Origin of the sequence: Brevundimonas sp. UBA6550 (genome assembly GCF_002434505.1) — a bacterium.
GTDB lineage: Bacteria > Pseudomonadota > Alphaproteobacteria > Caulobacterales > Caulobacteraceae > Brevundimonas.
In genome coordinates this window covers 57,596-71,555 of sequence record NZ_DJKE01000005.1, presented here as the reverse complement: position 1 = coordinate 71,555, position 13,960 = coordinate 57,596, and the positions used below count along the sequence as shown (strand labels likewise).

Genomic DNA, 13,960 nt, shown 5'->3' with positions numbered 1-13,960 from the left:
AACCCCGCCGCCGTTCAGGGACGGAAAAAGAGCAGGGGATGCGTCGAGGAAATTTTCAGGAACGGGTTTTCATAACCATGTCAGACGCTTCCGTCGCGCCGCCGATTCAGATCAAGGCGCCGTCTCCCGGCAAGTATCGCTGGATCATCATGTGGCTGCTGTTCGCGGCCATGGTCATCAACTACGTCGACCGTCAGATGATCGGCTTCCTCAAGCCGACCCTGTCGGCTGAGTTCGGATGGTCGGAAACCGACTATGCCGACATCGTTTTCTGGTTCCAGGCGTCCTACGCCGTGGCCTACCTGTTGTGGGGCCGGATCATGGACAGGATCGGGGCCCGCTGGGGCCTGGGGATCGCCTTCGGCATCTGGCAGATCGGTCATATCATGCACGGGGCGGCGCGTGATCTGTCGCACTTCATGATGGCGCGGATGGTGCTGGGCGTCGGCGAGGCCGGCGGCTTCCCTGGCGGGATCAAGGCGGTCGCGGAGTGGTTCCCCAAGAAGGAACGCGCCTTGGCCACCGGCCTGTTCAATGCGGGAACCAATATCGGCGCCATCGTCACGCCCCTGATCGTGCCGGGGCTGGTGCTGGCCTTCGGCTGGCAGATGGCCTTCGTCATCACCGGCGTCCTGGGTCTGATCTGGCTGCCGATCTGGCTGTTGATCTATCGCCGGCCGCGCGAGCAGAAGAAGCTGTCCGCTGCCGAACTGGCCTATATCGAGCAGGATCCGGCCGATGTGGTCGAAAAGGTCAAATGGACCAAGCTGCTGACGGTCAAGGAGACCTGGGCCTATGCCCTGGGCAAGTTCCTGATCGATCCGATCTGGTGGATGTTTCTGTTCTGGCTGCCCGACTTCCTGGGCAAGACCTATGGTCTGGATCTGAAGACGTTCGGCCCGCCGTTGGTCGCCATCTATCTGCTGTCCGACGTCGGTTCTGTCGGCGGCGGCTGGCTGTCCTCGCGCTTCATGCATCGCGGCATGAGCGTCAACAAGGCGCGCAAGATCACCATGCTGATCTGCGCTCTGTGTGCGGTGCCTGTGGCCTTCGCCGCCATGGCGTCCAACCTGTGGGTCGCGGTCGGCATCATCGGTCTGGCGACGGCGGCGCACCAGGGCTTCTCGGCCAACCTCTACGCCCTGCCGGGCGACGTCTTCCCGCGCTCCGCCGTGGGATCGGTCGTCGGCATCGGCGGCATGTTGGGCGCCATCGGCGGCATGGCCATGGCCAAATACGCCGGCTACGTTCTGGAAAAGATCGGCACTTACACACCCATCTTCATCGTCGCCGCCTCGGCCTATCTGATCGCCCTTCTGGTCGTGCATCTGATCTCGCCGAGATACGAACAGGCCAAGGTCTGACGAAGGGGCATAGACCTAAAGTCGTTGAGGATTGCGGCCGGGCGAGAGATCGTCCGGCCGTGTTCGTTTCAAGGTGTGAGCATGACGATGGATATCGAACGCAGGACGCTTCTGGGGCTGGCCGCAGGGGCTGCGGTGGTCTTGAGTGCGCCGCGTGCATCGGCGCAAACGACAGCAGACGCCGGTCGCGCAGGCCCGCCCGACCCGGCCGAAATCATAGGTTTGTGGCCCGACGGCGCGCCGGGCGGGCAGGGGGTGACCGTCACACCCATCGTGCCAGAGCGTTCGACCGATCCGGCTTTTCATGATCGATACGCCCAATATACGACCGATCCCATCCTGACCGTCTTCCGGCCCCGGCGGCCGAACGGATCGGCCATGCTGCTGATCCCTGGCGGCGGCTATCGCTGGGCCGTGCTCGACAAGGAGGGGTATGACGTCGCGCGGGTGTTCGCGGGCAGCGGCACGACCTGTTTCGTGCTGCGCTATCGCCTGCCCGCCGACGGCTGGGCGGCTGGAGCCGATGCCCCGCTCCAGGACGCGCAGCGCGCCATACGCCTTATCCGCAGTCGGGCGGCCGACTACGGCGTCGATTCGAACAGGATCGGCGTCCTGGGCGCTTCGGCCGGGGGACATCTGGCGGGTCTGGCCAGTGCGCGGGCGGATGCGACCTATGCGGCGACAGACGCAGCCGATGCTGTGTCGTTCCGCCCGGACCTGACCGTGCTGATGTATCCGGTGGCGACCATGGCGGACCCCTATGTTCACGCCGGATCGCGAACCCAGCTGCTGGGCGAGACGCCGTCGCCCGAGCGGATCGCGGCCTACTCCCTTGAGAAGATGGATTGGCGCGGCGCGGCGCCTGTCTTTCTGCTGCACGCCATCGACGACGCCTCGGTGCCGGTCGAAAACAGCCTGCAACTGCTGACCACGCTCAAGGCCGGCGCCGTGCCGTCCGAGGCGCATCTTTTCCAGGAAGGCGGCCATGGATTCGGCATCCGCCTGATCCGGGGCAAGCCCGCTCAGGTGTGGCCCGATCTTGTCCGGGCCTGGGCTGCGCGGCTGGATTTCCCGCTTTGAAGGCTCCGTGAGTCCAACTTCGACTCCGGGTCTTCGGGCCGAGGAGGTGACGCCCCGCCCGGCGCATCTACCCCCGTCCCTGGGCTAGCCATCCTATTTCGACACTGACCGGCATTGATTTATCGGCTGTTTTCGCTCGCCAACGACAATCGACCTAACAGGCTTCCCGGCCCCCTTATAATCCTCGGTCGTCAGTCAATGACGAAAGAAGGATCTGAAGTTGGACTCGTTGGACTGTTTTTTTCCGCGTGGGAGTCCAAGTCCGCTCACGTCCCCGGCTGGATGTAGGGGATGGTCGAAAAGAAGGCGCGCTCGTCGCCGCGCGGGTCGTCGGCCATGCGCGGCTGCACGTCCATCAGCATGGTCTGGCGACGCGGCAACTCATAGCGGTCCCAGCGTGGCAGGCCGGCATGGTTCGGGTCGCCATCGCGGGCCAGGGCGATGAAGGCGTCGCTCATCTTGTCCGACAGACTTTGCGCGCCCGGTCCCCGCGTGCGCGAGCCGGCCGCCTGAACGTTATCGAACACCAGAGGGATGTCGGCGGTGTGGAAGGCGCCCTGGCGGCCCGAGGCCAACTCACCGGGGAAGTCGAGCTGATAGACCCAGGCGGGCGCTCCGGCCCTGGCGCGTTCTTCGGCCTCGATCACCGCTCCGCGCCAGGATCGGCCCGCCGTCGTGGCGGCGATCAGCACCCGATCCGGCGACCAGTCGGGATGCATGGCGCGATAGCCGGCGATCACCGCCTCGGGCGTGATGTCGATCCGCATGACGCCCGGCGTCAGCCGCGCAGCCAGGCTGTCCCATGTCAGGCCCTGGTTCCTGGGATCGTCGCCCATGAACCCCAGCGTCTCTTCTCGGGTATTGCCGATGATCATTGGGATCGACCGCCCCTGCGGCGCTGCATCGGGATAGAAGGGGTGGCGCGGCAGGCTGCGGAAATCCAGCACCGGCCCGAAGTAGAGGCCGCCGAAGCCCAGGATCGGGTCCTCGGCCGTTTGCGCCTCCAGCAGCCGCTCGACAGGCATCGTCGTCGCCTCGGCTGCGCGATCCGGCGTCAGGCCCAGCGCTTTCAGCCAGGCTGCCGCCCGCGTCGTGGCGTTGATCGGGCCGGAGGCCGTGACCTGCTGGCCGCTCATGGTCGCCGCCCGGTGGAACAGGCCTTGGGCGGCCGGCATGGCCATCAGGGTGGCGATCTTGGCGCCGCCCCCCGATTGGCCGAACAGCATGACCCGCGAGGGATCGCCGCCGAACGCCGCGATATTGTCGCGCACCCACTGCAGCGCCAGGATCAGGTCCAATTGCCCGGCATTGCCGGAATCCTCGAACCCCGGCGCCAGCCGCGCCAGATAGGCGTAGCCGAAGACGTTCAGCCGATGGTTCAGGGTGACCACCACGACATCGCCCCGCGCCGCCAATCTTGCGCCGTCATAAAGCGGGTCCGATCCCGAGCCTGCCGAATAGGCGCCCCCGTGAATATAGACCATCACCGGGCGACGTCCTGCGTCGGTCCCTGGAGTCCAGACGTTCAGGAAGAGACAGTCCTCGCTTTGGTTCGGCTCGTTCCCGCGCTGGGGGCTGGCCGCCCCGTAGGTTGCGGCGCGAATCGGATCCCTCCACGGCGCAGGTCGCCGAGGAGGTCTGAATCGCTGCGTGGGCGCCCCGTAGCGCAAACCTTTGAATACGCTCACCCCGTCGTATCGAACCCCAGTGACGGGACCGGTAGTTGTCTGGACCCGAGGATCGTTCGAACCGGCCTTTGCAGAGAAGGGGAGGGCGGCGGTTGTCATGCCCAGTACGAGCGCTGTGCGACGTGTGATCATCGAGATGGCTTCAGGCAAGTAGATGCGCCGGATGTGTCATTCAGAGTGGATTCTGACGCGAGTTCGACATTGACAGACATCTTCCTCTCCACCGCGACGGCTGGTCGCCAAGGTTGTGCTTCCGGCAGCCGGTTTCTTGCAGATTACAAATCGGCCATCGACGCAGCCACGTTCTTGCCACACGCCGTCATCTGTGGCTAAACATTTATGACACCGGTAGCAGAGACTTGGCGAACAGGTCGTGACACCGGTGTCTCCCGCCAGCAGCGGGTGGCGTGAACGTGGGCGTTTCGACCCAGCGACGCCAGATTTGGGAGGAGACACGAGAATGAACCAACGCCACAAATTCGCGCGAAACGCGCTGGTCGCCACGGCGTCGCTAGGCGCGCTCGCCCTGGCTATGATGGCGCACGACGCCGCCGCCCAAACCGTTGACGCGACCACGCCCCAACAGGACGCCGCAGCCGAAGTCGATGATATCGTCGTCACGGGGTTCCGCGCCAGCCTGCAGAACTCGTTGAACATCAAGCGGCGCGAAGCGGGCGTCGTGGACGCCATTTCGGCGGAAGACATCGCCGATTTCCCCGACACCAATCTGGCCGAATCCATCCAGCGCATTCCGGGCGTGTCCATCGACCGCGACGCGGGCGAGGGGCGGTCGATCACCGTGCGCGGCCTGAGTTCCGAGTTCACCCGCACCCGCATCAACGGCATCGAGGCCCAGGCCTCGACCGGCGCGACCGACTCCTCCGGCGGCGTGAACCGCGGCCGGGGCTTTGACTTCAACGTCTTCGCCTCCGAACTTTTCAACAATATCACGGTGCGAAAGACCGCCTCGGCTGAGACCGAGGAGGGGTCGCTGGGCGCCACGGTCGATCTGAAGACCAGCCGTCCGTTCGATAAGATGGGTTTTCAGGGCGCCATCTCGGGCCAGTACGGCTACAACGACCTGTCGCAGGACTGGAGCCCGCGCTTCGCCGGCCTGGTGTCCAACACTTGGGCCGACGATCAGATCGGGGCCCTGTTCTCAATCGCCTACAGCGAACGCGACAGCCTGGAAGAAGGCTTCAGTTCCGTGCGTTGGGGGCCGGCCAGCGCTGATGGCGGGTTCCAGAACGGCAGCGTGCTGCCCAACGCCGCGCGCACCTATCATCCTCGTATCCCGCGCTACGGCAGCCTGGAGCATAGCCAGAAACGCCTAGGCGCGACCCTGTCCGTGCAGGCGCGTCCGGGCAACGGTCCGACCCTGTTCACCTTGGACATGCTGTATTCGAAGCTCGATTCGACCCGCAGCGAGAACTTCCTGCAGGCGTGGTCGCTCAGCCGCGGCGCCGATCAGGGCGGCAAGCCTCAGGTCGATATCAGAAGCTTCGAGATCGATCCTTCCACCGGCGAGATGATCTACGCTCAGCTCGACGACATGGATATCCGCAGCGAGCAGCGGTTCGATGAGCTGCAGACCGAATTCAAGCAGATGACCTTTGGGGTCGAGCACGAGTTTTCCGACCGACTGCGCTTCAACGGCCTGATCGGTCGCGCGGAATCCAGCTTCGCCAACCCCGTGCAGGTCAGCGCCATCATCGACCGCCAGAATGTCGCCGGCTATTCTTACGACTTCCGTGAGAACCGAAACCTGCCTGCGATCAACTGGGGCTTCAACGTTGCGGACCCGACCCAGTGGAGCGTGGTCGGGCCGACCGGTGCTCAACCGCGTTCGGAACTGCGCATCAGCTCCAACTTCCAGGAGAATGTGTACACGACCGGGGAGGCCGGTTTGGAGTTCGACCTCAGCAGTTGGCTGACCTTGAAGGCCGGCATCAGCCGCAAAGAGTACGAATCCAGCAGCCGGGCCTTCGCACGCCCCAACAACGCCAATGGTTCGCCAGCGCTGCCGGCTGGCACGAGCATGGCCTCCGTCACCAACCTGCTGCAAGGATTCGGTCGCAATCTCGACCTGCCTTCTGGCTCGGCGACGACCTGGGTGCGTCCTGACCTCGCTGCGCTTCAGTCGGTCTGGAACTACAAGTGCAACTGCGACACGGGCGTGGCGGGTGGCGATTTCCGGCTCATTGGCCTGAACGGCAACTCATCGACCTACGGCAACTGGCGTGAGGTGACCGAAACCGACACCGGAGCCTATGTCCAAGCCGATTGGGACACCGAAGTCATGGGCGTCCCGTTCCGAGGAAACGTGGGCGTCCGGCAGGTGAAGACTGAAGTCGACGCCTTGGGCTACTCAAACGTTGGCGGCGTTGCGACGCCGGTGCGAGGAGAGAACGAATACGACGACACCCTGCCGTCCTTGAATGTGTCGATCGAGCCGATGAAAGATTTTATCGTTCGTTTCGGGGCGGCGAAAGTGATGGCGCGACCGCCTGTCACCAGCCTTGTGCCGGTGTTCACGCTGAGTGCGGCCGGCGCGGCGACCAACACGGCCTCGCTGGGCAACGTGGACCTAGCGCCCTATCGGGCGACGACATACGATCTGTCGGTCGAGTACTACTTCGCGCCTGAAGCCCTGCTGTCCTTCGCCTACTTCTACAAGGACATCTCGACCTACGTGCAGACGACGACGGAACCTCTGTCTTACAGCCAACTGACGGCGCTGAACCCCGTGGCCTTCCCGGCAGGCGGTCGACCTGCTGGCGACGTCTACCAGTTCAGCACGCCCACGAACACGCCGGGCGGCCCGTTGAAGGGTTTCGAGATCAGCTATCAGCAAACCTTCTCGTTCCTGCCGAGCCTTCTGTCGAACATCGGCACGCAGCTGAACTACACCCATGTTGAGTCCGAGATTCAATACTGCGTAACGGCCACTTGCGCGGCTTTCGTCACCGCAGACCTGGTGAACCTGTCGCCGAACGCCTGGAACGCGACGCTTTACTACGACGACGGCAAGTTCAACGCGCGGGTGTCGGCGGCCTATCGGGACACCTATTTCCAGAGCGTGCCGGGCTCGAACGGCGCCACGGGTCTGATCCCCTATCAAGGCAAGACCGAAACGACCACCATCGACGCCTCGGCGTCGTATAACCTCACGGACAAGCTGAGCATTTCCGTGGAAGGTCTGAACCTGACGGACGAAGCCAACCGTCAGAACCACGGCGACATCGGCGGGTCGCGCGACAGCACCTATGTCTATCATCACACCGGACGTCAGGTTTATGTCGGCGCGCGTTATCGCTTCTGATCGCTTTATAACGAGATAGGCTTTGGAAGGGCGGCGTCGGATGTCAGGCACCGCCCTCCCTTGTTTGCCAAGGGCTGATCCAACCATGATCACACGGCGTCTTCTGACCGCTGGAATGGGACTGACTGCAACCGGGTGCGCCTCGCTGGCTGCGCGTCCTGCGGGCGAACCGTCTGTGCGTTGGCTCTTCGATAACCTTGATGAAATCGGTGGAAACCCCGTCCATCTGGAAGGCGCGCCGACTTTGGTGATGTCGCCCTGGGGCAGGGCGGTTCAGTTCAACGGACGCGACGACGCCGTGTTTCTGGACATTCACCCATTGGCGGGGGCGACAACGTTCACCTTTGAGGCGCTGTTTCGTCCCGATGGGGGCGCCTTCGAGCAGCGGTGGTTCCATCTTCAGGAGATCGGGCCAGAGGGGCTGGCGACGGATACCCGGATACTCTTTGAAATCCGTACGCGGGACGGGGAGTGGTGGCTCGACGCCTTCGCCAAAGGCCAGGGTTACAATCACACCCTGATCGACCCGGAGAAGCGTTTTCCAGTCGGCCGCTGGTTCCATGTCGCCCAGACCTTTGACGGCCGCATGTACCGCAGCTTTGTCGATGGCGTCCTGCAGGCCGAGGCGCCGCTAACCTATCGACCGCAAGGGGCCGGTCGATGCTCCATCGGATGCCGGTACAATCGTGTCAGCCCGTTCAAGGGCGCGGTACGGGCTGCGGCCTTCTCGCGTCTGGCGCTTGCGCCCGACAAGTTCGTCCTGGGCAAGACCTGACCCAAGCTTGGCGGTCAATCGGCCCCCTGTGGGATAGCCCGGAATTCGAAGCTCTGGCTTGCGACGAAGTCTTCCCACGATTGGCGACTGGAGAAGTCCAGACCGCGGTCCCACGCTGAGCCCATGTAATAGGTGAACGGCTGGCCGGGCGTGACCCTGACAAGGATCAGATAGTTGTCGGCGTCTTCGGCAAAACCCTCGACGGTTGCGGGATCGACCGCAAGGGCGATGCCCAGCGAGCCGTGCTCTGGATTGTCGGGCTCCCAGAACATCAATCGACCGTGCTCGGCATCACGGGTGACGAAGCCCCGCCCATTGTCGTTGCTGCGCTTGGAAATGCCGATTCCGACGATCAGAGAGGTGGCGGTATTCGAACTCACCGTCGACGTCATACGGGTGAAGTTCGAGCCGAGCGGCAGGCTGAATGCGCGAACTTCCGAAACGGTGCGGACCACATCGACCGGCCAAGGACGATAGGCCACGCTGAAGCGCGCCTCGTCACCGCCGGTTTTCTGGATTTCATAGGTCGAGAAGTTGCGACTGGTCCACAGCTTGTTGTCGTACCAGACGCCAAGACCTCCGGCGCCTCGCCCGCGCCCGACATCGTAATAGTCCAGGCCTTCCCCGCGATCGACGTGGTAGTTGGGGAACTTCAACTGGCGATCCATGAACGGATAGCGGACACGCTTGGCCCACACATCGACGCCCGAGCCTGACGGCGCTTCGCGCACCTCAAGCGCAGGGCCGTAGATCCGGTGGGCTACACGGTCGTTTTCCCACAACAGATCGTCCAGGCGATCCGGCGCGAAGCGCGCAACGGCGCGGGGCGTTTGCTGGTCCGCAGGCGGCGGCGCCAGAGGCGCAATGGTGGAGGGGCGGCCCAAGTCGGCCGGGTCATAGGAGAGTGCGGACGTCGCCCGCATTTCCGCCTCTCGACGGCGGACTTCCTCTGGGCCAATCACGGTGACGGGCGGCGGCGGAACGGGCGTCGTTGCGGCGATGACTTCGTCGGTGTCGCGCGCGGGTTCCGCTTTGGGCAAAGACTGCGGCGGCCCGTTGAGATCCGCCACCTCAAGCCCCGCCAGTATGTATGTCCCAGAGACATAGAGCCCGACATCTTCGGGCGAGGTAGAGACGGGCTGATCTCCCGTCTTTTGCGCTGCGCCCACCAGACCATTGGGCAGAACATGCCGGTTCAGCCCGGCCCAACCCTTCAGCACATGCGGAAGATACGTCTCGCGATCCAGAAGGCCATGATTGATGCCCCACGCCAGGGCATACACGTAGAAGACGGATCCCGAGGTCTCGGCCTCGGGGTAGGCTTCGGGATCCAGCAGGCTGGCCCGCCACAGGCCGTCGTCCTGCTGAAGACCGGCGATCCGGCTGGCCATTTTACCGAAGAGGTCGAGATAGAAGGGGCGCCCCGCATGGTCTGCGGGAAGGGATTCGAGCCATCGCACCAGGCCGCCCATCACCCAGCCATTTGCGCGTGACCAATAGATGCGGTCGCCGTCCGCATCGCGGTGGTTGTCGTCCTTGAACCGCTCGTCGCGCAGGAACAGCCGCTCGTCCTCGACCCACAGCCGCTCGGCGGTGCGTCGCCACTCCTTATCGGCCGCATTCAGATACTTTGGATCGCCTGTGATTGCGCTCATTCGCGCCAGCACCGGCGGGGCCATGTAGAGCGCGTCGGCCCACCACCAGACCAGAGCCGGCGTGTCGTCGCCGCGCGCCAGATAGGGGACCTGCCAATCCAGCCGCTGACGCAGCGGCATCAGAACGCCCTCCTGGCGGCGACGGGAGTAGAGTTCCTGATAGAGATCGCCGATGGCGATATCGTCGGCGTTCAGCATCGTCTTGCCTGAGCGCGCTCCGCGAAGGCTGTAGTTGTAGTGATCGGCCACGGCGCTCAGAAATCGCAGCGTCCGCCTATCGTCAGAGACGCGCGCAAGCCGAGAGGCGCCGACGTAGAAGGTTGCTGCAACCCAGTTCGACGACATCTGCGTCAGATTGCTGCCCGTCGATAAGGCGAGGGGCTCGGAGGCCAGGGCGGAGATCTGGGACGAGGCGACGTATTCGACTGCCGCCATGGTATTCTCGCGCGACGGCACGCCTGCGACGTCCGTGTAGAGCGCAGGGCGGTCGCGCGACGTCAGCCATTCGCCCTCGACGCCTGGCGGCAGAGCGCCGACCACCTGAGCCATCACCGGGCCAGCCAATGCGGCAGTACTCAGAAGAACTGCGACGAGTCCAAGGCAGGGTCGGGTTGGCAAGGTCATGCTTTTCCTCCAGCGACGTTCCGAGCGCCGCATTATCGTTGACGATCGGCTCGAACGACGAGCGCGCCGTAACCGGTGTCAATTTCTATCAGCCAGCTACTCGTATCACTTGCCAGTCTTATATCGTCCACTATTGTGAGACGAAAGAACAGAATGTGGGAAGTGGGATGCGTTCTGATCGCCGCACGCTTTTGCAGTTTGGCGTCGTCAGCGCCTTGACGCAGGCAACGCCGGCATTTGCACAGGCGAGTCATGCGCGCACCTTTGATGCGTCCGACTATGGCGCGGTCGGCGACGGCGTGACGATCAACACCCGTCCGATCCAGGCCGCTATAGACGCCGCCGCTGGGCAGGGCGGAGGTGCGGTGGTGCTGAGGCCTGGCGTTTATCTGTCCGGCTCTCTGTTCGTGAAGTCGGGGGTGACCCTGACGGTCGATCGGGGCGCGACCCTGCGCGGCGTTCAAGACCTGGCCGCCTATCCGATGGTTCGCACGCGTGTCGCCGGGGTCGAGATGGATTGGCCCGCTGGTTTGCTGAACATTTATCAGCAACGGAACGCCAGGATTACGGGCGAAGGTCTGGTCGATGGTGACGGCCAGATTTTCTGGGGTTCATACTGGGCGATGCGGCGAGACTATGATCCTGGCGGTCTGCGATGGGCGGCCGACTACGATTGTCGCCGTCCACGTCTGATCCATGTCTACGACTCTCAGCAGGTGGAGCTTTCAGGGCTGAACCTGGCCCGGTCGGGCTTCTGGACTGTCCACATCTGCTATTCGCGCGATGTGAAGGTCGCCGATCTGATCATTCGCAACAACATCGGCGGACGCGGCCCCTCGACCGACGGCATCGATATCGACTCCTCCGAACGGGTGCTGGTCGAGCGTTGCGATTTGTCGGTCAACGATGACGCCATCTGCATCAAGGCTGGACGCGACTGGGATGGGCTGCGCGTAGCCCGCCCATGCCGTCAGGTGAAGATTCGCGACTGCATCGTCCGCGACGCCCATGCCGGCATGACCTTCGGTTCCGAAACCTCCGGCGGGTTCGACGATATCGAGGTTTCGGGCCTCAGGATCGAATATCCGGTGCCGCTGGGGATCTTCTTCAAGTCGGGCCATACGCGCGGCGGCGTGATTTCCAACATCCGCCTGCGCGACATCCATCTGCAGGATGTGCGCACCCTGATGCAGGTGAATCTGAACTGGTATCCGAGCTACAGCTACGCCCAGATTCCGGCCGGCATCGCCGACGTCCCCGACTACTGGCGCACTCTCGCTACGCCGGTGCCGCCCGAACAGGGCATCCCCCGCATTCACAATGTTCGCCTGTCGAACATCAAGGCCGTTGGCGGCAAGGTCGGTTTCGCCGCCGCCGCCTATCCCGAGGCGCCGCTGAAGGACTTCGCCTTCGAGCGGTTGGACTGGGATGTTCAGGACGCGGGGGCCATCGCCAACGCCGAGAACTGGCGCTTCCGCGACTGCAACATCGATACCCTGGACGGCCAGGGCCCGAGGGTGACCGAGTCGTCCGGCGTCATTGGCCTGCGATCCAGACAAACATGAAAACCGAAAAAGTTGTGGGAGTTAGCCCGATGAAAATCGTTTCCGCCTGTTCGATCTTGGCGCTTGGCGCGGTCGCGCTTGTGGGGGCTGTTTCCGGCGCAGCCAAGGCTGAAGTCCTGCGGCTGAACACGCCGGCGGTCGGCCTGACCAGCGACAGGATCGGCGCCTTGCCCGACGCGGAGCGCGGCCCGTGGGTCGAGTATCTTGCACGATCTCAGGCCAAGCATCTCGCCGACCGCGCCGCACTAGCGGCCGAGCTTCCTGCCGGCGCTACCCCGCCGCCGCCGCCCAAGGCCGTTGGACCCGCCCACTACAACATGCCGCTGGATCGGCCCGCAGACTGGTATGGCACGGCCGAAGCGCGGGCGATCGCCGATGCGATCGTGAGCTTCCAGACGCCCGCCGGCGGTTGGAGCAAAAATCAGGATCGCAGCATCGCGCGCCTGCCTGGCCAGAGGTTTTCAAACGACGCGGAAACCATGGAGCAGAATCCGGCGAACTTTGATGCGCCTGGGGATCGATTTTGGACTTTCGTCGGCACCTTGGACAATGAGGCGACGTGGTCGGAGATGCGCTTCCTGGCGAAGGTTGCAGCCCATGCGTCTGGAAAGGAAGGCGATGGCTGGCGCGCGAGCGTGATCAAAGGCGTGCGCTACCTGCTTGACGCTCAGTATCCCAATGGCGGCTGGCCTCAAATCTGGCCGCTCGAAGGCGGCTTCCACGACTCCATCACCTTCAACGACAATGCCGTGGCGAACGCGGCCATGCTGCTGCGTGACGTCGCCCATGGCGCCGAAGGGTTCGACTTCGTGCCGGCCGAGCTGGAGACGCAGGCGGCCGAGGCGACCCAGAAGGCCATTGACGTCACCCTCGCTGCACAGGTGCGTCGGGGCGACCAGTTGTTGGGCTGGGCTCAGCAGGTCGAGCCCCTGCGGCTTGTACCCACGAGCGCGCGAAACTACGAACCGCGCTCGATCGCAAGCGGCGAAACCACCGACATCCTGATCTTCCTAATGGGTGAACAGAACCCGTCGCCTGAGGTCCAGGCCGCCGTCCGCGGCGGCGTCGGCTGGCTACAGTCGGTGCGTGTCTACGACAAGTCTTTTGAAATGACGGACGACGGGCGAAAGCTGATTGACAAGCCTGGAGCAGGACCGCTCTGGTCTCGCAACTATGATTTGGTGACTGGACGTCCAATCTTCGGCGACAAGGATCAGACGATCCACGACGATGTGAATGAAATCTCTGTCGGACGACGCAACGGTTACTCCTGGTGGATTTCTTCGCCTCAAAAGGCGTTGGATGTGTATGCGCGCTGGGCAGAGCTGTTAGATTAGGCGTGACAGTCAGGGCGTACAGATGCTCACCCATCTCAGTTTAGGGACTGTCTTCTGCGTCAACTTGATTAGTCCGTACTCTGGCCGTTTGCTTTTAAGCCTGATCGCAACTTCCGCAACCATGCGTTGATGGCATGAACGCTCGTGAAGGTGAAGGTGTTCGTCTCGACTACACTGCTAGGCGGTGTGGACAAAATGCCTGATCCACAGCCGGATTGGGGCGACGAGACGAGGGGCGTCATGGCATGGAGCCTAGCAGGCCTTGCCCTGGCGCTGCCGCTGTTCGCAGCGGCGTTGTTCACGTTCGTAGTCGCGTTGCTCGCGTTGGCGCTTCAGACGGGTTTCCTCGTCCGAGGTCGTGACGGCGTCGAAGCCGGCGCCGACGACCGCGCCCGTGGCCTTGGCCGTGCCGCCCACGACGGCGGCGGTCCCGCCGACGACCGCACCGACCAGACAGCCCTGAAGCGTCAGGCAGCCCGTGGCGATCACAACGACTTGGGATAGGCGAACCAGCGGATTGCGACGACGCATGAGCAAGACTCCAGAGATG

At 63.7% G+C, this 13,960-nt stretch carries 9 protein-coding genes; 6 read left to right on the top strand and 3 right to left on the bottom strand.

Annotated features, from left to right (window positions below):
- Positions 1-77 precede the first annotated feature (77 nt).
- Together B3Z70_RS04435 and B3Z70_RS04430 are read left to right on the top strand one after the other, a co-directional pair.
- Positions 78-1,364 (top strand): MFS transporter, encoded by a 1,287-nt coding sequence (locus tag B3Z70_RS04435; protein WP_248121110.1) that lies wholly within the window; start codon positions 78-80, stop codon positions 1,362-1,364.
- Positions 1,365-1,445: 81 nt separating this feature from the next.
- Complete coding sequence (locus tag B3Z70_RS04430) at positions 1,446-2,444, top strand: alpha/beta hydrolase (protein WP_292024322.1); 999 nt, start codon at positions 1,446-1,448, stop codon at positions 2,442-2,444.
- A gap of 266 nt (positions 2,445-2,710) precedes the next feature.
- Here the strand turns inward: B3Z70_RS04430 and B3Z70_RS04425 are convergent, their stop codons facing one another.
- Entirely contained in the window at positions 2,711-4,231 is a 1,521-nt protein-coding gene (locus tag B3Z70_RS04425) for a carboxylesterase/lipase family protein (RefSeq protein WP_292024385.1), read from the bottom strand.
- A gap of 361 nt (positions 4,232-4,592) precedes the next feature.
- Between B3Z70_RS04425 and B3Z70_RS04420 the strand changes: the two genes are divergently transcribed.
- Entirely contained in the window at positions 4,593-7,454 is a 2,862-nt protein-coding gene (locus tag B3Z70_RS04420; protein ID WP_292024324.1) for a TonB-dependent receptor, read from the top strand.
- Between the two features lie 40 nt (positions 7,455-7,494).
- On the top strand, positions 7,495-8,229 hold the full coding sequence (locus B3Z70_RS04415; protein WP_292044763.1) for a LamG-like jellyroll fold domain-containing protein: 735 nt from the start codon (positions 7,495-7,497) through the stop codon (positions 8,227-8,229).
- Between the two features lie 14 nt (positions 8,230-8,243).
- Here B3Z70_RS04415 and B3Z70_RS04410 read toward each other — a convergent pair whose 3' ends face one another.
- Positions 8,244-10,508, bottom strand: a complete 2,265-nt coding sequence (locus B3Z70_RS04410; RefSeq protein WP_292044761.1) for a glycoside hydrolase family 88 protein — start codon at positions 10,506-10,508, stop codon at positions 8,244-8,246.
- 167 nt (positions 10,509-10,675) lie between these two features.
- Here B3Z70_RS04410 and B3Z70_RS04405 point away from each other — a divergent pair, with 167 nt between their 5' ends.
- Both B3Z70_RS04405 and pelA read left to right on the top strand, forming a co-directional pair.
- Positions 10,676-12,073: a glycoside hydrolase family 28 protein gene (locus B3Z70_RS04405; protein WP_292044759.1), complete on the top strand. Its 1,398-nt coding sequence runs from the start codon at positions 10,676-10,678 to the stop codon at positions 12,071-12,073.
- A gap of 29 nt (positions 12,074-12,102) precedes the next feature.
- A complete protein-coding gene (gene pelA / locus B3Z70_RS04400; protein WP_292024333.1) occupies positions 12,103-13,410 on the top strand; it encodes a pectate lyase in 1,308 nt (435 codons plus the stop codon).
- Positions 13,411-13,662: 252 nt separating this feature from the next.
- Here pelA and B3Z70_RS04395 read toward each other — a convergent pair whose 3' ends face one another.
- Positions 13,663-13,941 (bottom strand): hypothetical protein, encoded by a 279-nt coding sequence (locus tag B3Z70_RS04395; RefSeq protein ID WP_292024336.1) that lies wholly within the window; start codon positions 13,939-13,941, stop codon positions 13,663-13,665.
- Between the last annotated feature and the right edge of the window lie 19 nt (positions 13,942-13,960).